Origin of the sequence: Blastococcus atacamensis (assembly GCF_002938425.1) — a bacterium.
Taxonomy (GTDB): domain Bacteria; phylum Actinomycetota; class Actinomycetes; order Mycobacteriales; family Geodermatophilaceae; genus Blastococcus; species Blastococcus atacamensis.
This window is the reverse complement of record NZ_POQU01000013.1, coordinates 1-17,111: the sequence shown is the minus strand read 5'-3', so window position 1 is coordinate 17,111 and position 17,111 is coordinate 1. Positions and strand designations below refer to the sequence as shown.

At 73.3% G+C, this 17,111-nt stretch carries 18 protein-coding genes; 6 read left to right on the top strand and 12 right to left on the bottom strand.

The genetic code is table 11. The features are described from left to right. Positions 1 to 63 precede the first annotated feature (63 nt). The 4 genes from ligD (C5508_RS05475) to C5508_RS05460 all read right to left on the bottom strand — a co-directional run bounded on the left by ligD (C5508_RS05475) (position 64) and on the right by C5508_RS05460 (position 3,694). On the bottom strand, positions 64 to 993 hold the full coding sequence (gene ligD, locus C5508_RS05475; protein ID WP_232796938.1) for a non-homologous end-joining DNA ligase: 930 nt from the start codon (positions 991 to 993) through the stop codon (positions 64 to 66). A 16-nt stretch (positions 994 to 1,009) separates the two neighbouring features. Continuing rightward, the gene (gene ligD, locus C5508_RS05470) at positions 1,010 to 1,978 is read right to left on the bottom strand and encodes a non-homologous end-joining DNA ligase (RefSeq protein WP_232796937.1); all 969 of its coding nucleotides are present in this window, start codon (positions 1,976 to 1,978) and stop codon (positions 1,010 to 1,012) included. 1 nt (position 1,979) lies between these two features. Beyond that, a complete protein-coding gene (gene ku / locus C5508_RS05465; protein ID WP_104523940.1) occupies positions 1,980 to 2,978 on the bottom strand; it encodes a non-homologous end joining protein Ku in 999 nt (332 codons plus the stop codon). A 140-nt stretch (positions 2,979 to 3,118) separates the two neighbouring features. Next, the gene (locus C5508_RS05460) at positions 3,119 to 3,694 is read right to left on the bottom strand and encodes a DUF1360 domain-containing protein (RefSeq protein WP_104523939.1); all 576 of its coding nucleotides are present in this window, start codon (positions 3,692 to 3,694) and stop codon (positions 3,119 to 3,121) included. A 189-nt stretch (positions 3,695 to 3,883) separates the two neighbouring features. Here C5508_RS05460 and C5508_RS05455 point away from each other — a divergent pair, with 189 nt between their 5' ends. Together C5508_RS05455 and C5508_RS05450 are read left to right on the top strand one after the other, a co-directional pair. Further along, positions 3,884 to 4,297, top strand: a complete 414-nt coding sequence (locus tag C5508_RS05455; protein ID WP_104523938.1) for a hypothetical protein — start codon at positions 3,884 to 3,886, stop codon at positions 4,295 to 4,297. 261 nt (positions 4,298 to 4,558) lie between these two features. Next, positions 4,559 to 4,957, top strand: coding sequence for an STAS domain-containing protein (locus C5508_RS05450; RefSeq protein WP_104523937.1), 399 nt, complete (start codon positions 4,559 to 4,561; stop codon positions 4,955 to 4,957). 85 nt (positions 4,958 to 5,042) lie between these two features. Here the strand turns inward: C5508_RS05450 and C5508_RS05445 are convergent, their stop codons facing one another. Together C5508_RS05445 and C5508_RS05440 are read right to left on the bottom strand one after the other, a co-directional pair. Next, the gene (locus C5508_RS05445) at positions 5,043 to 6,053 is read right to left on the bottom strand and encodes a DNA topoisomerase IB (RefSeq protein WP_232796936.1); all 1,011 of its coding nucleotides are present in this window, start codon (positions 6,051 to 6,053) and stop codon (positions 5,043 to 5,045) included. A 46-nt stretch (positions 6,054 to 6,099) separates the two neighbouring features. After that, the gene (locus tag C5508_RS05440; protein WP_232796935.1) at positions 6,100 to 7,899 is read right to left on the bottom strand and encodes a SpoIIE family protein phosphatase; all 1,800 of its coding nucleotides are present in this window, start codon (positions 7,897 to 7,899) and stop codon (positions 6,100 to 6,102) included. Positions 7,900 to 8,151: 252 nt separating this feature from the next. On the opposite strand from C5508_RS05440, the gene C5508_RS05435 reads away from it, so the two are divergent. Together C5508_RS05435 and C5508_RS05430 are read left to right on the top strand one after the other, a co-directional pair. Then, on the top strand, positions 8,152 to 8,643 hold the full coding sequence (locus C5508_RS05435; protein WP_104523935.1) for an ATP-binding protein: 492 nt from the start codon (positions 8,152 to 8,154) through the stop codon (positions 8,641 to 8,643). Beyond that, positions 8,640 to 9,572: an RNA polymerase sigma factor SigF gene (locus C5508_RS05430; RefSeq protein ID WP_104523934.1), complete on the top strand. Its 933-nt coding sequence runs from the start codon at positions 8,640 to 8,642 to the stop codon at positions 9,570 to 9,572. The genes C5508_RS05435 and C5508_RS05430 overlap by 4 nt, the downstream gene beginning before the upstream one ends. Positions 9,573 to 9,611: 39 nt before the next feature. On the opposite strand, the gene C5508_RS05425 is transcribed toward C5508_RS05430, so the two are convergent. Both C5508_RS05425 and C5508_RS05420 read right to left on the bottom strand, forming a co-directional pair. Beyond that, on the bottom strand, positions 9,612 to 10,835 hold the full coding sequence (locus tag C5508_RS05425; RefSeq protein WP_104523933.1) for an SPFH domain-containing protein: 1,224 nt from the start codon (positions 10,833 to 10,835) through the stop codon (positions 9,612 to 9,614). A 76-nt stretch (positions 10,836 to 10,911) separates the two neighbouring features. Then, a complete protein-coding gene (locus C5508_RS05420; protein WP_104523932.1) occupies positions 10,912 to 11,349 on the bottom strand; it encodes an NfeD family protein in 438 nt (145 codons plus the stop codon). A 105-nt stretch (positions 11,350 to 11,454) separates the two neighbouring features. On the opposite strand from C5508_RS05420, the gene C5508_RS05415 reads away from it, so the two are divergent. Beyond that, the gene (locus C5508_RS05415; protein WP_104523931.1) at positions 11,455 to 12,192 is read left to right on the top strand and encodes a hypothetical protein; all 738 of its coding nucleotides are present in this window, start codon (positions 11,455 to 11,457) and stop codon (positions 12,190 to 12,192) included. Positions 12,193 to 12,235: 43 nt separating this feature from the next. Next, positions 12,236 to 13,687 (top strand): argininosuccinate synthase, encoded by a 1,452-nt coding sequence (gene argG / locus C5508_RS05410; RefSeq protein WP_104523930.1) that lies wholly within the window; start codon positions 12,236 to 12,238, stop codon positions 13,685 to 13,687. Positions 13,688 to 13,889: 202 nt separating this feature from the next. On the opposite strand, the gene C5508_RS05400 is transcribed toward argG, so the two are convergent. From C5508_RS05400 to C5508_RS05385, 4 genes are all read right to left on the bottom strand, one after another. Beyond that, complete coding sequence (locus tag C5508_RS05400) at positions 13,890 to 15,032, bottom strand: ferrochelatase (RefSeq protein ID WP_104523929.1); 1,143 nt, start codon at positions 15,030 to 15,032, stop codon at positions 13,890 to 13,892. 38 nt (positions 15,033 to 15,070) lie between these two features. Continuing rightward, complete coding sequence (fabI, locus tag C5508_RS05395) at positions 15,071 to 15,847, bottom strand: enoyl-ACP reductase FabI (RefSeq protein WP_104523928.1); 777 nt, start codon at positions 15,845 to 15,847, stop codon at positions 15,071 to 15,073. Beyond that, positions 15,847 to 16,551, bottom strand: coding sequence for a beta-ketoacyl-ACP reductase (fabG, locus tag C5508_RS05390; RefSeq protein ID WP_104523927.1), 705 nt, complete (start codon positions 16,549 to 16,551; stop codon positions 15,847 to 15,849). Before fabG ends, fabI begins: the two co-directional genes overlap by 1 nt. A 258-nt stretch (positions 16,552 to 16,809) precedes the next feature. Continuing rightward, positions 16,810 to 17,111: transglycosylase family protein (locus tag C5508_RS05385; RefSeq protein WP_198597899.1), on the bottom strand; the 302-nt coding region annotated here is incomplete at its 5' end.

The following is a 17,111-nucleotide window of genomic DNA, read 5'->3' as shown; positions in this document are numbered from 1 at the left end:
CATGGAGCTGTGACCACCGAATCACCCCGCACGGTGGTCACCGCTCCGTGATCACGGAGGGGGTCAGAGGTCCGGCAGCGGAGCCCGCCGGGCGCCTGCGACGTCGAACAGGTCGCCGTACTCCTCCACCCGCGCGAGGACGTCGTCGGTGGTGAAGCGCAGCGCGGCCGGGTCCAGCGAGCCGTCGCGGACGGCGTCGACCTCGTCCCAGCCGATCGGCGTGGACACCGTGGCGCCCGCGCGCGCCCGCAGTGAGTAGGGCGCCACCGTCGTCTTGGCCGGGTTGTTCTGGCTCCAGTCGATGAGCACCTTGCCCGGCCGCAGCGCCTTCTCCATCCGCCACACCACGTCGTCCGGCGTCTCCGCGCTGAGCTCTTGCGCCAGCGTCCTGGCGTACCGGCTCGGGTGCTCGCGGTCGGCGGCCTCGATCGGTGCGTAGACCTGCATCCCCTTGGACCCCGAGGTCTTCACGACCGGGTCCAGGCCGTCGGCCTCGAGCCGGGCACCGAGCCGCTCGGCCACGAGGCAGCACTCCAGGATGCCGGTCTCCGGCCCGGGGTCGAGGTCGAGGACCAGCAGGTCGGGCAGCTGCGCGGCACCGGCGTCGTCGACCTGCCACTGCGGCACGTGGATCTCCAGGGCCGCCAGGTTCGCCGCCCACGCGAGGTCGGCGACGTGCTCCAGCAGCACCATGTCGAGCGTCTCCCGCCCCCTCGAGCTGCCCGGGCTCGGGATCGTCACCGACCGCACCCACTCGGGTGCGTGCCGGGCGCTGTTCTTCTCGAAGAAGGCCTGCCCCTCGACGCCGTCGGGCCAGCGGGTGAAGGTGACCGGCCGGCCGGCGACGTGCGGCAGCAGGACCGGCGCGATCCGCACGTAGTAGTCGATGACCTGCGCCTTGGTGAACCCCACCTCGGGGAACAGCACCTTCTCGAGGTTCGAGACCGCCAGCTGGCGCCCGGCGATCTCCACCCGCTGCTTGGCGGGGCTCACGACGCTCCCCGCCGCCTCACGACTCGCGCACCACGTCGTCCGGTTCGAGGTCGTCGCGCACCCCGCGCCAGGCCGGGTGCCGCAGCCGCCCCTCCGCCGTCCACACGGCGTAGGCGACCTCGCCGACGAGGTCGGGCTCGACCCAGTGCGCGTCCCGGGTGACCTCGCGCGGCAGCGTGCCGTCGAAGGGTGGCGTCCGGCGAGGGGTGAGCAGCCGCTGCAGGTCCCGGAGCGCCTGGTCGGTGAACCCGGTACCGACGTGGCCCACGTAGACCAACCGCCCCTCGTCGTCGGGCACCCCCACCAGCAGCGAGCCGATCGTGCCGGCGCGCCGCCCCTGCCCCGGCCGCCAGCCCCCGACGACGACGGACTGGGTGAAGAAGTTCTTGATCTTGCGCCAGTCGGGACTGCGGGCGCCCTCGCGGTACGGGGACGCCAGCCGTTTGGCGACGACGCCTTCGAGGCCGTTCTCCTCGCTGGCCGCCCGCACGTCCGCGCCGGAGCCCGGCCACCACGGGGTCAACACCCAGCGGCCGCCGGCGGGCGCGAGCTCGTCGAGCAGCGCACGCCGCTCGGCGTACGGGCGGGCGCGCAGGTCCTCGCCGTCGAGGGCGAGCAGGTCGAAGACGAGATAGGTCACCGGTGCGGCCGCGGCCATCCTCGACACCTCGGGCCCCGTGCGGTGCATGCGGTTCTGCAGCGCCCCGAAGTCGGGTCGCCCGGCGGCGTCCATCATCACGATCTCGCCGTCGACGACGACGTCGCGACCGGCGAGCGCCGCGGGCAGCCGCCCGACCTCCGGGTACCGCACGGTGATGTCCGCCCCCTTGCGGGAGGCCAGCGTGAGCCGGCCGTCGCGCACGCCCGCGAGCGCGCGGACGCCGTCCCACTTGAACTCGTACCCCCAGCCGCCGTCCTCGGCAGGCAGGTCGCCGGCGACCGCCAGCATCGGCAGCGGGAGGTCGGTCGGCTCGGGAGCGACCACCTCAGGCGCTGCGGCGGGCCCGCTTGGCGGGCGGCTTGTCGCCGGCAGCGGCCCGGGCGGGAGTCTTCGTCGCCGGCGTCGTCGCGGCCGCCTTCTTCGGGGCGGCCTTCTTCGCGGCGGGCTTCTTGGCGGCGGGCTTCTTGGCCGGGGCCTCGTCGGCGGCAGCCTTCTTCGGTGCCGACTTCTTCGCAGCTGCCGGCTCCTCAGCCGACTCGCCGTCGGCCGCACCGCCCCGGGCCCGCTCGACGCTGCGGCGCAGCGCGCTCATCAGGTCGACGACGGCGGCGCCGTCGTCCGGCGCGTCGGGGACCTGTGCCACCTCCCCGCCGCTCTGCTTGGCCTCGAGCAGCGCCGCCATGGCCTCGCGGTAGTCGTCGGTGAACTCGGTGGGGTCGAACTCGGCGGTCATCGAGCCGATGAGCGCCTCGGCCATCTTCAGCTCCTGCGGCCGCACCGAGATGTCCTCGTCCAGGAACGCGAAGTCGGGACGCCGGATCTCGTCGGGCCACCGCATGGTGTGCAGCACCAGGATCCCGTCGCGCACCCGCATCGCGGCCAGCGACTCCCGCTGGCGCAGCGCGATCTTGGTGATCGCCACCTGGCCGGCGTTCTCCAGCGCGTCCCGCAGCAGGACGTAGGGGCGGGCGGCCGGGCCGTCGGGCTCGAGGTAGTAGGTCTTCTCGAACATGATCGGGTCGATCTCGTCCTGGTCGACGAACTCCAGGACCTCGATCTCCCGGCGGGTGGTGAGGGGCAGCTCCTCGAAGTCCTCGTCGGTGAGGATCACGACCTCGCCGCTGGGCAGCTCGTAGCCCTTGGCGATGTCGGAGTACTCGACCTCCTCGCCGTCGATCGAGCAGACCCGCTTGTACTTCACGCGGCCACCGTCGGCGGCGTGCACCTGGTGGAAGCGGATGTCCTTGTCCTCGGTGGCGGAGTACAGCTTCACGCCGATGCTGACCAGGCCGAACGACACGGCGCCGCGCCAGATCGATCGCATGCCGCTCCTCCCTCGCGCCCGGCCGGCCGGGCGCTCCAGGACCCGAGGCCGGGTCAAGATCGCAGGATAGGTCCCGAGCGGTACCCGCGGCAGCCCGGACGACGCGCCCGCTCCCCCCTACGGGCGACAGGCGGCGCGGGTCAGCTCTCGACGCCCGCCTCGTCCTCGGACGGCGCCAGCGCCCCGTTCTGGATGGCGTCGTAGACGAACTGCAGGACGTCGGAGCCCGCGACGGTCGTCATGGTGAGCGCCGCCAGCCGGGTCGCCCGGGGGGCGGTCACGTATCCGAACACGAAGGCGGTGCCGACCCACTGGGCCAGGCAGAACGGGCAGGTCAGCAGCTCCCCCACGGCGTGCTTCACCCCGCCGTGCTCGCGCACCTCCTCGGCGACCTCCGCGTGCCCCGACGGCCCCTCGAACCGCACGAAGGGTGCCCGGACCGGGGCCGTGACCGGGTCCTTGGCGATCCGGCGGGCCAGCCGGAAGGTCGCGACGGTGAGCAGCGCGGCATCCCCGAACGGGATCCGCTCGGGCAGCTGCTTGCCCGACGCGCGCACCGCGGCCGCGCCCCCGGCGACCAGGCTCATGTAGACGCCCATCGCCCCGAGGTCACCGGCCAGCGGACGGGCCTCCCCCTGCGTGTATTCGCGCTTCTGGGTCCGTGCCCACCGCCGGATCGGTGCTCCGACCCGCTGCACCTCGTCTGCGAAAGCCATGGCTCCCCGCTACCCCGAGGAACGGCTCCCATGCCGCGAAACGGTTGGAGTGCGGCGAGGCACACCGGCGCATGGCCGCCAGGCGCCCGGGTAGGGCGGAGGTCCGACGCCGGTCCACCGACCGGCTCCGGCGCCGATGACGGCGCCACGACGAACCGCGCGCACGCCGCGCAGAGACGGAGGCACCGCATGACGCAGCCCGAGGGCCAGACCGCGCGCGACGTCTTCCCCGAGGACGAGGGCATCCCCGAGACCGCGCAGGACGACTCGCCCACGATGGAGACCGCTGAGGACCCGCAGTTCGAGGCGCTGCCCGGCGAACGGGCGGGCGCCAGCGCCGACTTCGGCACCACCGCGTTCGAGCAGTCCGAGGGCGAGTCGCTGACCGGCCGCCTGGACCGCGAGCTCCCCGACGACGCCCCGGACGTGCGGCCGGCGGAGGACCCGAACCGGGCCGACGCCCAGCTCGAGCAGGACACCTCCACGACGCCGTTCAGCGACTCGGGGACCAACCGCACCGCGGACGACATCGAGGCCACCGCAGACGCGCCCGTCGGCGGCGAGGGCCCCGAGGAGTCCGCCATGCACCTCACCGACGGCTGATCCCGCCGCTCCGCGCCTCCCCGACCCGCTCTCCGGGCACCCCGACGGGTGTCTCCCGGGGGGCGAGTTGGCACGCGCGGTGGTGGTTGTCTACGTTGGGTCAGCGGTTCAGCAGGCAGCCGCCCCGTGCAGGGCCCATGGCCAGGTACGGGAAAACGTTCGATCACCGGCGCACCGGGGACCTCCGTGCCCCCGGAGCGCACAGCGGTAGATTGTCCGGGCGGTCCGCCGTCCGGGTGCCGCCGAGAGGAGCCACTGTCCGTGACCACTTCCGACCTGCCCCCCGAGGGACAGCCCGACGTGTCGACCGAGAACACCGAGGCACCCTTCGACGACGTGATCACGCTGTCGACCTCCACCGGTGAGGACGGCGCGGTCACGGTCACGGTCGTTGGCGAGGTGGACACCTTCACCGCTCCCGTGCTGCGTTCGACGCTGGACAGCCAGCTCGAGCAGTCGCCGCGGGAACTCGTCATCGATCTGTCGGGCGTCCAGTTCCTGGGCTCGGCCGGTCTCGCCGTGCTGGTGGAGACGCAGAAGTCCGCCCGCAGCCGCGAGGTCGCGCTGAGCCTCATCGCCACGACGCGTGCCGTCACCCGACCCCTCGAGGTCACCGGTCTGATCGATCTCTTCACGATCGCCGACAGCCCCGCACGCTGAACGGCGCCGGGCTCCGGCCCGGCAACGACGACGACGGCCCCGCTCCCCCCGGAGCGGGGCCGTCGTCGTTCGGGCCCAGAGGCGTTCAGGCGGAGAGCAGCTGGCAGACGGCCTGCTCGAGCACCTTCTGCGTGTCTCGGTCGGCGTCGGCCTCGTCGGCCTCCCGAAGGGCGTGCGCCACCGTCTCGCCGTGCTCGTACCGGTCGACGACCCGCGGGTCCACGTAGCTCGCCTTGCACACCGCGGGCGTGTTGCCCAGCTGCTCGCTGACCTGCTTGTAGGCGGCGCTCACCACCTTCTTCCGCGCGGTCTTCGACGCCGGCGGCGACGCCTCGGCCAGCGCGGCGGCCATGAGCACGGTCGCCGTCCAGGTCCGGAAGTCCTTGGCCGAGATCTCCGCGCCGCTGATCTCCTTCAGATAGGCGTTGATCTCGCCGCTGGTCACGTCGTGCCAGCGGCCGTCGTCGGTCTGGTAGGCCAGCAACTCGTCCCCCGCGTCCGCCGGACGCTCCAGCAGCTGCCGGACGACGGTGGCCGTGGGCCGGTCGGTGATCTCGACCTCCCGGTCGATCCCACCCTTGGCGACGTAGGAGTAGAAGGTGCGCTCGCCCCGCACGGAGACGTGGGCGCGCTTGAGCGTGGCCAGCCCGAAGGTGCCGTTCTCCTCCTCGTACTGCTCGCTGCCGACGCGGAAGGCGCCGAGGTCGAGCAGCCGGATGGCGGTGGCCAGCACGCGGTCGCGGTTGAGGCCACGGGTGCGCAGCCCGGCCTTCACGGCGTCCCGCACGTCGGGCAGCTGGCGGGCGATCTCCAGGACCCGCTCGTGCTTCTCCGCGTCCCGCCGGACCCGCCACTGGTCGTGGTACCGGTACTGGCGGCGCCCGGCGACGTCGAGGCCGGTGGCCTGGATGTGCCCGTTCGGCCACGGGCAGATCCAGACGTCCTTCCAGGCCGGTGGGATCGCCAGACCCCGGATCCGGTCCAGCCGCTCGTCGTCCTTGATGAGGGTGCCGTCGACGTCGTAGTACGCGAAGCCGCGCCCGGCACGTCGTCGTCGGTAGCCCGGACCGTGCACGTCGCTCCGCCGCAGTCTCACGGGCGGTGGATGGGCAACGGAGACGTTCCGCAAACGCCGGTCACCCTCAGCGCAGGTCGACCAGGCCGTCCAGGCCGCTGATCTCCAGCACGTGACGGGTCACGCGCCCGGCAGGTGCGTGCACCACCAGCCGCCAGCCCTCGTCGCGGGCGATCCGCGCCACCGCCAGGACCACCCGAACCGCGGCGCTGCTGAACAGGCTCACCTCGTCGAGGTCGAGCTCCATCGGCATCGCGCCGCCGTGGCTGGCTTCCAGCATGCGGATCCGCAGCTGTTCGGCGCACAGGCTGTCGACCGCCCCGCCGGCCCGGACGACCGGCCGTTCGCCCTCCCGGTCGACGACCACGTCCGCACCCTCGCCGGCGCGCGGCTGGGCCAGGTCCACGTCCGGCGTCTGGCGCAGCCGGAAGCTGAGGATGACCGTCGTGCCGGAGTCCTCCACCAGCGTCACGCCGTCCACCAGCTGGCGCATGATCAGCAGTCCGCGACCCCGGTCGCCTGGGTCCCGGTCCGGCGGCCGCCAGGTCCCCTCGTCGTGCACGGTCACGGTGAGGACGCCGTCGACGTCGACCTGGGCGGTCACCGACATCGGCCCCGGCTCGACACCGGCGTAGGCGTGCTCGGCGGCGTTCGCGCACGCCTCACCGACGGCGACCATCACCCCCACCCGGTCCTGCTCGCCCATGCCGACGCCGGTGAGCCAGCCGTTGAGGCGGCGGCGGATCCCCGGCAGCGCCTGGGGCACCGCGGTCAGGTCCATCCGGAACTCCTGCGGCGTGGTCGCCCGGCGGTGCACGAGCAGGACGGCGACGTCGTCGAGCCAGCCGTGCGGGCGGCGAACGCCCTCGGCGATGGCGCCGGCAAGCCCTGCGGCGGTCTCCGCGTCCAGGTCCTCCGGCCCGCCCAGCACCTCCCGGGACACCTGGCCCAGGCGGTCCAGGGCCTCGGCCGGTCCCTCGTCGGCCCCCGTGACGGCGCCGTTGGAGAAGAGCACGAGCGTGGCGCCGTGCGGGAGCACGTCCTCGTGCACGGTCGACGGCGTGCCGGGCAGGGTGCCGAGCGGCGGACGGGGCACGACGCGTAGCCACCGGATCGCGCCGTCGGCGCCCACGACCAGCGGGGCCGGGTGGCCCGCGGCGCTGTAGACCAACCGTCCGGTGCCGGCGTCCAGGACGCCGTAGAAGATCGACGCGCCCTCCACGTCCTCCATGTCGGCGGCGAACGCGTCCAGCGTCTCGAGGACCGCGGTCGGCTCGCTGTCGCGCAGCAGCGTCGAGCGGAGGGCACCGCGGAGGCGGCTCATGGCCCCGGCGGCCGCGACGCCGTGCCCCACCGCGTCGCCGACGACGAGGGCCAGCCGCCCCTTGCCCAGCGGGACGGCGTCGTACCAGTCCCCGCCGGCGACCGAATCATCGGTGGCCCGTTGGTAGCTGCCCGACAGCCGCAGGTCCGGCAGCACCGGCAGGGATGGCGGGAGCAGTGCCAGCTGCGCCCGGTGGAGGTCGTCCGCGGGGTCGTCGCCGACCTGCTCCAACACCACGAGCGCGGCCGGCTCGCCGCCGACGGTGAGAGGCCGCACGGTCGCCGCCGTCCGTGACCCGCCCACCCCCAGCGGCCCCAGCACCGTCTCGGCGCGGCCGTTGCGCAGCGCCGCCTCGACCGCATCGGTGACCGGCCGGCCGGCGATCTCGGGGAGACCGTCGCCGCCGTCGTGGAGCTCGCGGGCCCGCGCGTTCAACCAGAGGGGTTCGGCGGTGTCGGCCCGCAGGAGGAAGATCGGCTGCGGCGCCGCGTCGAGGGCTGCGACCAGCACCGCGGAACCCTCGTCCGGGGGGTCGTCGGACATGGGTGGCAGACTGCTGGAACTGGCGCTCATCTCGGGCCAGGGAACCGCAGGGTGCGGGGCGCGGCAACCGCGCACCGGGGGTTGTCGCCCCCTGGGAAGGGACACGTTTCCCGGCCCGGCTCCCGCGGGTAACCAGTCCCCTTGTGCAGTGACCCGGACGACGGTCCGCCCCACCGGGGTGAGGCCCCCGGACAGGATGGACCGCCGCGACTCGAGGGCCGAGCGCGCCGGAAACGAAGGAGCGGACGACGGATGGTCGACTCGAGGGGCACCCTCGCGCAGGACGCGCGGCGCCCGGAACGGCTGGAGCTGCGCGTGCCCACCACGGCCACCCAGCTCCCCGCGGTCCGGGCCATGGCCGGTGACCTGGCGATGCGCATGGACTACGACCTGGACGCGGTCGAGGACCTCCGGCTCGCCGTCGACGAGGCCTGCGCGACGCTCAGCACCATCGCGGAGGGCGACGCTCCCCTGACCGTCGTCTTCGAGACCACGCGCGCCGGGCTGCACATCGACGCCTGGGTCCCCACCGCCGACGGCACCGAGGTCCCCGTCGACGGGTTCGGCTGGGCGGTGCTGGCCGCACTGGTCGACGCCGTCGAGGGCCGTCGCTCCACCCAGGCCCAGGTGCCGGCGGGCGACGGCAGCCACCACGCCGTCGCCGTCATCTCCATGGACAAGTTCCTGCCCGGTCAGCGGCCGGCCGGGGTGGGCAGCGACCAGGACCTCTCGGTGGCCCGGTGACCCCCTCGGCAGCCCGCGACTCCGTCGAGGAGCCGCTGGACGCCCGACCGGGCGAGGACGCGACCCCGGCCGTGCCGTCCGCGCGCACGCCCGACGACGCCCCGGAAGCGGTGGCGGAGATCCCCGTGGCCGAGCCGGCCGCGGAGCCCGACGTCGTACCCATGTCGGAGAACCGGCGCCGGGCCGAGCGCACCGCGCCGCTGTTCGCCGAACTGGCGTCGCTGGAGAAGGACGACCCGCGGCGTGAGCGGCTCCGTGAGGTCCTGGTCGAGGAGCACCTGCCCCTCGTCCGTCACTTCGCCCGCCGGTTCAGCAACCGCGGCGAGCCGTTCGACGACCTGCTCCAGGTCGGCACCCTCGGCCTGATCGCCGCCATCGACCGGTTCGACCCGACCCGCGGCGTGGAGTTCCTGTCCTTCGCGGTGCCCACGATCACCGGCGAGATCAAGCGGCACTTCCGCGACCAGGGCTGGTCGGTGCGTGTTCCGCGCCGCCTCCAGGAGCTGCACCTGTCGCTGAACTCGGCCGTCGGCGAGCTGGCGCAGAAGAACGGGCGGGCACCGACGCCCAGCGAGCTGGCCGAGCACCTGGGCATCCCGCGCGCGGAGGTGCTCGAGGGGCTGGCCGTGGCCAACGCCTACCGCAGCAGCTCGCTGGACGAGCGGCTCTCCGGGGAGGACGACTCCCCCACCCTGGCGGCGACGCTGGGCGAGGAGGACGCCGCGCTGGAGGGTGTGGAGTACCGGGAGTCGCTGCAGCCGCTGCTGGCCACCATCCCGGCCCGCGAGCGCCGCATCCTCATCCTGCGGTTCTTCGGCAACATGACCCAGTCGCAGATCGCCGCGGACATCGGCATCTCGCAGATGCACGTCTCCCGGTTGCTCAGCCAGACCCTGGCCAAGCTGCGCGAAGGCCTCCTCAAGGACTGAGAGAGGGGACTTCCGGTACCGGAGGTCCCCTCTCCCACGTCAGGCTCGCGGCTGCGCGTCGCCTTCGTCGCTCGTGCCGAACTGCTCGCGGACGGCGGGGTCGGCGGCCGGGCCGCTCGCCCGCACGTCGGCGGTCACCTCCGACAGCGGCGGCGGCGTCGGCACGGCCGGCGCGGTGTCGGTGATGCTCGACAGCTCGATCTTCGCCTCCGGCTGGTCGGCGGCCCGGGGCAGCTGGGATTCGAACCAGCTGCTGGTGTCCAGCCCCTCCTTCGCCGCGCCGTTGCCGCCGTCGGCGGACGGCGGAACGTCCATCCAGGAACGGCCGTCACCGGCGCCGCCCAGGTTGGCCAGCCCGTCGAGGGCCTTGCTGAACTCGCTCGGGACGATCCACATCTTGTTGGCGTCGCCCTGCGCGATCTGCGGCAGCGTCTGCAGGTACTGGTAGGCCAGCAGCCCCTGGTCGGGCTTGCCGTCGTGGATGGCCTGGAAGACCGTCTCGATGGACTTCGCCTGACCCTGGGCCTGGAGGTAGAGCGCGGCCCGCTCGCCCTCGGCGCGCAGGATGCGGCTCTGCCGCTCGGCCTCCGCCTCGAGGATCGCGGCCTGCTTCTTGCCCTCCGCCGAGAGGATCGCCGCGGCCTTCTCGCCCTCGGCAGAGGTGATGGCCGCCTGCCGCTGACCCTCGGCGGTGAGGATGATGGCGCGCTTGTCGCGGTCGGCGCGCATCTGCTTCTCCATGGAGTCCTGGATCGACAGCGGCGGGTCGATCGCCTTGATCTCCACGCGTGCCACCCGCAGGCCCCACGGGCCGGTGGTGCCGTCGAGCACCGACCGCAGCTGGCTGTTGATGCCGTCGCGGCCGGTGAGCGCACCTTCGAGGTTCAGGCCACCCACGACGTTGCGCAGCGTCGTCGTGGTCAGCTGCTCCATACCGGTGATGTAGTTCGCGATGCCGTACACGGCCAGGCGCGGGTCGGTCACCTGGAAGTAGACGACGGTGTCGATCCCGACCTGCAGGTTGTCGGCGGTGATGACGGGCTGCGGCGGGAAGGAGACGACCTGCTCGCGGAGATCGATGGTGGCGCGCACCCGGTCGATGAAGGGCACCAGGATCGACAGGCCGGGCGACAGGGTGCGGCTGTAGCGACCCAGCCGTTCCACGACCTTGGCCTGTGCCTGCGGCACGATGGTCACGCTCTTGGCGAGCAGGACGATCACCAGGACGGCGACGACGAGCAGAGCGATGAGCGCCGGTTCCACGGCAGGCTCCCTTCCTCGGGGGTCGGTGTAGATCCTGCCCGGCCCGGTCCGCCAGGTCAGCAACCCGGCGCATTGTTCACTCCAGCGCGTCGCCGACGACCGCGGTCGCCCCGTCGACCTGCAGGATCCGCACGGTGGCGCCGACGGCGAACGACTCGCCGCTGTGCTGGCTGCGGGCGGTCCACTCGTCGGCGCCCAGCTGGATGCGCCCGCCCGACACGTCGACGTCGCGGGTGACCTTCGCCGTCCGCCCGATGAGGGTGTCGACGCCGTCGAGCTGCAGCGGGGTCCGGTTCTCCAGGTGGCGCCTGGCCAGCGGGCGGACACCGCCGAGCAGCAGGCCGGAGACGGCGACGAAGGCCACGACCTGGAGCACCGCGCCACCGCCGGCCAGGGCCACGACGAGGCCGCCCAGCGCACCCCCGGCGAGCATGAGCAGCACCAGGTCGAGCGTCAGCACCTCGCCGACGGCGAGCGCGACGGCACCGATCAGCCAGATCACCCAGGCAGCCATGGCCGCAGTCTGGCAGACAGGAGCCCCCGTCTGACCGTTCTCGCCCGACCTGGCGACACACCTGCGGCGGAGGGCGGACGCGCCGGCGAACGTAGCCTCGCTCCCGTGCACGACTTCCCCGCCGGCCGCCTCGCGGTGTGGACAACCGCCTGGCTCACCGGCCGCGTCTCCTACGACGAGACCCTCGATGCCGTCGCCGGCGACCTCGCCCACCGGGTCAGCGGCCTGCCGGGCACCGAGGGCGCCGTTCCCCTCGGCGAGCTGCTGAGAACCCTCCGCGGGCTCGGTGAACGGCGCATGCGGCTGGTCCTGCCGGCGCCCGGCGACGTCCGAGGGCTGCCTGCGCTCCCGGGACTGGCGCCTGCGGCCCTGGAGGCCGGGCAGGCCGCCGTCGGCGACCGGGTGGCGCTGGTGCCCGCGCCGCTCGGGCCCGAGGTGCTGCAGTGGACGGCGTACGCCCTGGACGGCGTCGCTCCTCCCCCACCGCCGGTGGAGGGGACCCTCCGGGCCGCCTCGGGCGCGCTCGACCTCGCGGTGACCGACTCCGCGCGCACGCTGGCCGAGCTGGACCTCGCCCGCTGGCACCCGGAGGTGCCGACGCTGCTGGCCGGCCTGGCGCGACCGCGCCCGGAGCCGGGCCTGCCGCCGGACCACGACCCGGTGGCGTCGTCCATCCTCGGCCGGGCGCTGCGGCTGGCGGCCGTGCTCGACCTGGCCGCCACCGATGCACCGGGCGCAGCGGTGAACCATGCCCAGGCCGCCCGCCGCGACGCCGCCCTGCGCCCCCTGGCCGGCGCCGTTCGCGAGGCGGTGACCGCGGCCTACAACGCCATCCCGCGCTGACCCCGGCCATGCATGGTCATGCATGGCCATGCATACTTGTGCCGTGTCCAAGGTACTCACGTCCCTCCCTGTCGGCGAACGCGTCGGCATCGCCTTCTCCGGCGGTCTCGACACGTCGGTCGCGGTCGCGTGGATGCGCGACAAGGGGGCGGTGCCCTGCACCTACACCGCCGACATCGGGCAGTACGACGAGCCCGACATCGGCTCGGTGCCCGGCCGCGCGACCGCCTACGGCGCCGAGCTCGCCCGCCTGGTCGACTGCCGCGCCGCCCTCGTCGAGGAGGGTCTTGCCGCGCTGACCTGCGGCGCCTTCCACATCCGGTCCGGTGGGCGCAGCTACTTCAACACCACGCCCCTGGGCCGGGCCGTCACGGGCACGCTGCTGGTCCGCGCCATGCTCGAGGACGACGTCCAGATCTGGGGCGACGGGTCGACCTACAAGGGCAACGACATCGAGCGGTTCTACCGCTACGGGCTGCTGGCCAACCCGGGGCTGCGCATCTACAAGCCGTGGCTGGACGCCGACTTCGTGACCGAGCTCGGGGGCCGCAAGGAGATGTCGGAGTGGCTGGTCGCCCACGGCCTGCCCTACCGCGACAGCGCCGAGAAGGCCTACTCCACCGACGCCAACATCTGGGGCGCCACCCACGAGGCGAAGACCCTGGAGCACCTCGACACCGGGATCGAGACCGTCGAGCCGATCATGGGCGTGCGGTTCTGGGACGAGTCGGTCGAGATCGTGCCCGAGACCGTGACGATCGGGTTCGACCAGGGGCGTCCGGTCAGCATCAACGGCGCGGGGTTCGCCTCCGCCGTCGACCTGGTGGCCGAGGCCAACACGATCGGCGGCCGGCACGGACTGGGCATGTCCGACCAGATCGAGAACCGGATCATCGAGGCCAAGAGCCGCGGCATCTACGAGGCCCCGGGCATGGCGCTGCTGCACATCGCCTACGAGCGGCTGGTCAACGCCATCCACAACGAGGACACCCTCGCGACCTACCACTCGGAGGGGCGGCGGCTGGGCCGGCTCATGTACGAGGGCCGCTGGCTGGACCCGCAGGCGCTGATGCTCAGGGAGTCGCTGCAGCGCTGGGTCGGCATGGCGGTCACCGGCGAGGTCACGCTGCGGCTGCGCCGCGGCGAGGACTACTCGCTGCTGGACACCACCGGCCCGTCGTTCAGCTACCACCCGGACAAGCTGTCGATGGAGCGGACGTCGGACTCGGCGTTCGGCCCGGTGGACCGGATCGGTCAGCTGACGATGCGCAACCTCGACATCGCCGACTCGCGGGCCCGACTGGAGCAGTACGCGCGGATCGGCATGGTGGGTGGGCCCGCCGGGCACGCGGCGATCGGCGCCGCACAGGCGGCGTCCACCGGTCTCATCGACGCCTCGCAGCAGGGCGGCGCGGAGACGATCGCCTCGCGCGGCGAGGTCTCCGAGCACGACGAGTTGCTCGACCGCGCCGCGATGGAGTCCGGCACCGACTGAGGCAGCCACGAAGGTCGGCTAGCCGGGCTGACGTCCTCCATGGGCGTCGTGCTGCTGACGGGCATGGTCGGGGCAGGCAGGTCCACCGTCCTGGACGAGCCGGCCCGCCGGGGCCACCGCGTCGTCGACACCGACGAGGATGGTCGACGTCGTCCGTGCGGTGCCCGCCGCCGTCGGCTGACGGGCTCAGGCAGCGCCCCGATCAGGCGGTCGGGCGAGGCCGCGGCGGGGTGAAGCAGCAGGACGCAGGGCAGTTCGTGCCCAGCCGCGGCGCTCCCCCGGCCCGGCGCTCGGTCAACAGCCCGACCAGCGACCGGACGAACGCCGGGTGGGTGCCGGCCGTCGCCGCGCGGGCGAAGGCCAGCCCCAGCTCGCCGGCGGTCTCCTTCGCCTCGTTGTCGAGGTCCCAGATCACCTCGAGGTGGTCGCTGACGAACCCGACCGGGAAGAGGACGACCGCCTTCTCCCCCGCCTCGGCCAGCGCCGTCAGGTGGTCGTTGACGTCGGGCTCCAGCCACGGCACCGAGGGGGGGCCGGAACGGCTCTGCCAGACGAGGTCGAAGTCCCGGCCGGGGGCGGCCAGCGCGACGACGCGCCGAGCGGTCTCCATCAGCTCGGCCTCGTAGGCGTGCCCCTGCGGACCGGCGACGGCGGCCATCGAGTCGGGGATGCTGTGCGCCGTCGCGACCAGGCGCGCGGAGCCGCGGACGTCGGCGGGCAGCTCCGCCAGCGCGGCAGCCAGTGCGTCGGCGTTGGCCCGCACGAAGCCGTCGGCGTCGAAGTAGTGCGGCAGCTTCTCCGCCGTCGGCCCGGTGGCGGCGTCGGCGGAGCCACCCATGGCGGCACGGGCCCGGGCGATGTCCTCGTGGTACTGCCGGCAGCCGGAGAACGAGGCGTACGCCGACGTCGGCAGCACGTAGGCGTGCTGGATGCCGTCGGCCGCCATCTGCTGCCAGACGTCCTCGATGTAGGGCGCCCAGTTCCGGTTGCCCCAGTAGACCGGCAGGTCGATGCCGGCCGCGGTCAGCTCGCCCTCGAGTGCCGAGATCAGCGCCTTGTTCTGGTCGTTGATCGGGCTGACGCCGTCGAAGTGGTGGTAGTGCTCGGCCACCTCCTCCAGCCGCTCGCGCGGGATGCCGCGGCCCCGGGTGACGTTCTCCAGGAACGGCATCACGTCGTCGTGGCCCTCGGGGCCGCCGAACGACAGGAGCAGCAGCGCCTCACGGCGGCCGGCCGGAGCGGAAGTGGACGACGGCTCGACACCGCCGTTGTTGCGGACGGCGAGCGACGGGTCCTCGTCGGGGCGCTGACCGGCAGGGGTGATGTCGACGATGACGCGGGGCACGTGGGTTCTTTCCTCTTGCGGGGCGACGCTGGATGCACTCACACGCCCACGGCGTGGAAGCCTCCGTCGACGTGGACGATCTCCCCGGTGGTGGCGGGGAACCAGTCTGACAACAGCGCGACGACGGCCTTGCCCGCGGGCTCGGTGTCGGTGACCGACCAGCCGAGCGGGGCGCGCCCCTCCCATGCCTCCTCGAACTGCTTGCTGCCGGGGATGGACTTCATCGCCATGCTGCGCAGCGGGCCGGCGGCGACGATGTTCGACCGCACGCCCTCGGGACCGAGCTCACGGGCCACGTAGCGGGAGGTGGACTCCAGCGCCGCCTTGGCCGCGCCCATCCACCCGTACACCGGCCAGGCGACGCTGGCGTCGAAGGTGAGGCCGACGACCGAGGACGGGTTGGCCAGCAGCGGACGGCAGGCCTGCGTCAGCGAGGCGTAGGACCAGGCCGAGACCTGGAACGCCGTGGCGGCGTGCTCCCACGCGACCTCGGGGAAGCCCTCCCCCATCGCCTCCTGCGGGGCGAAGCCGATCGAGTGGACAACCCCATCGAGACGGCCGTCGAGTCCGTCGATCTCGCGCAACCGGTCGGCCAGCGAGCCGAGGTGCTCGGTGTTCGTCACGTCGAGCTCGACGACGGCGGCCTCCTGCGGCAGCCGCTTGGCGATCCGCTGGCACAGCGAGAGCGCACGACCGAAGTTGGACAGGACGACGGTGGCGCCCTGCTCCTGCGCCAGACGTGCGGTGGCGAAGGCGATGGAGGCCTCGGTGAGCACCCCCGTGACCAGGATCTTCTTGCCCTCGAGGATGCCCATCAGTGCCCCATTCCCAGTCCGCCGTCGACCGGGACGACCGCCCCGGTGATGTATCCCGCCGCGTCGCCGGCCAGGAAGCGCACGACACCGGCGATCTCGTCGGCGTCGGCGTACCGCCCCAGCGGCACCTGCCCCAGGATCTCCTTCTGCCGGGCCTCGGGCAGCTCCGCGGTCATGTCCGTGGTCACGAAGCCGGGCGCCACCACGTTCGCGGTGATGTTCCGGCTGCCGAGCTCGCGGGCGATCGAGCGGGCCAGGCCGACCAACCCGGACTTCGAGGCCGCGTAGTTCGCCTGGCCCGCCGAGCCGAGCAGGCCCACGACCGACGACACGAAGATCATCCGGCCCGCCCGGGCGCGCACCATCTTCGGCGTCGCGCGCTTGGCGACCCGGTAGGCGGCGGTGAGGTTCGCGTCGAGGACGTCTGTGAAGTCGTCCTCCTTCATGCGCATCAGCAGCCCGTCGCGGGTGATCCCGGCGTTGCTCACCAGCACCTCGACCGGGCCCTGGTGCGCCTCGACCTCGCTGAACGCGCGGTCGACGTCCTCGCTGCTGGTGACGTCGCACTGCACGCCGAACAGCCCGTCGGGCGCGCCGCTGCCGCGGTGGGTGACGGCCACGGCGTCGCCCTGCTCGGCGAACGAGCGGGCGATGGCCAGCCCGATCCCCCGGTTCCCGCCGGTCACCAGCACCGATCTGCCCACGTGCCACTCCCCTGCCGACGTCACGATCCCTCCAGAACCTAGCCCTTGGGCGCAGGTCCCACCGGCTACCGGCGAGTACGTGATCACTGCCTCACGCGGGTGGGCGAGCGGGCGGGTGGCCGTGGCGCCCAGCCGGCCTCACCCTCGGCACGCGCCCTCGCGCTCGTGCGCGGAGATCGCGTGCCGTCGAGGTTCACGGCGGCGGTGGCGCGCCCGCCGATCACGGCGTGTCGGTCATCCTTCGAGCGGAACCGGAGGTCAGAGGTTGCGGCCGCAGGTGGGCCAGGCGCCCCGCCCCTGCTTCGCGAGCACCTTCTCCGCGGTCGCGATCTGCTCCTCCCTGGTGGCCAGGTCGGCCCGTGGGGCGTACGCGCCCCCGCCGAAGCCGAGCCACGTGTCCGAGCTGAACTGCAGCCCGCCGTAGTAGCCGTTGCCGGTGTTGATGCTCCAGTTGCCACCGGACTCGCACAGCGCGACCGCGTCCCAGTCGTGCCCCGCGACCGGGGCGGGAGCCGGAGCGGGTGCGGGGACCGGAGCGGGTGCGGGGACCGGAGCAGGGG

Coding starts and splice junctions, on each gene's coding strand:
- ku (WP_104523940.1), bottom strand. CDS start 2,978: ATGCGATCGATCTGGCGCGGCGCCGTGTCGTTCGGCCTGGTCAGCATC.
- C5508_RS05460 (WP_104523939.1), bottom strand. CDS start 3,694: ATGGCTTTCGCAGACGAGGTGCAGCGGGTCGGAGCACCGATCCGGCGG.
- C5508_RS05455 (WP_104523938.1), top strand. CDS start 3,884: ATGACGCAGCCCGAGGGCCAGACCGCGCGCGACGTCTTCCCCGAGGAC.
- C5508_RS05440 (WP_232796935.1), bottom strand. CDS start 7,899: ATGTCCGACGACCCCCCGGACGAGGGTTCCGCGGTGCTGGTCGCAGCC.
- C5508_RS05435 (WP_104523935.1), top strand. CDS start 8,152: ATGGTCGACTCGAGGGGCACCCTCGCGCAGGACGCGCGGCGCCCGGAA.
- C5508_RS05420 (WP_104523932.1), bottom strand. CDS start 11,349: ATGGCTGCCTGGGTGATCTGGCTGATCGGTGCCGTCGCGCTCGCCGTC.
- fabI (WP_104523928.1), bottom strand. CDS start 15,847: ATGGGCATCCTCGAGGGCAAGAAGATCCTGGTCACGGGGGTGCTCACC.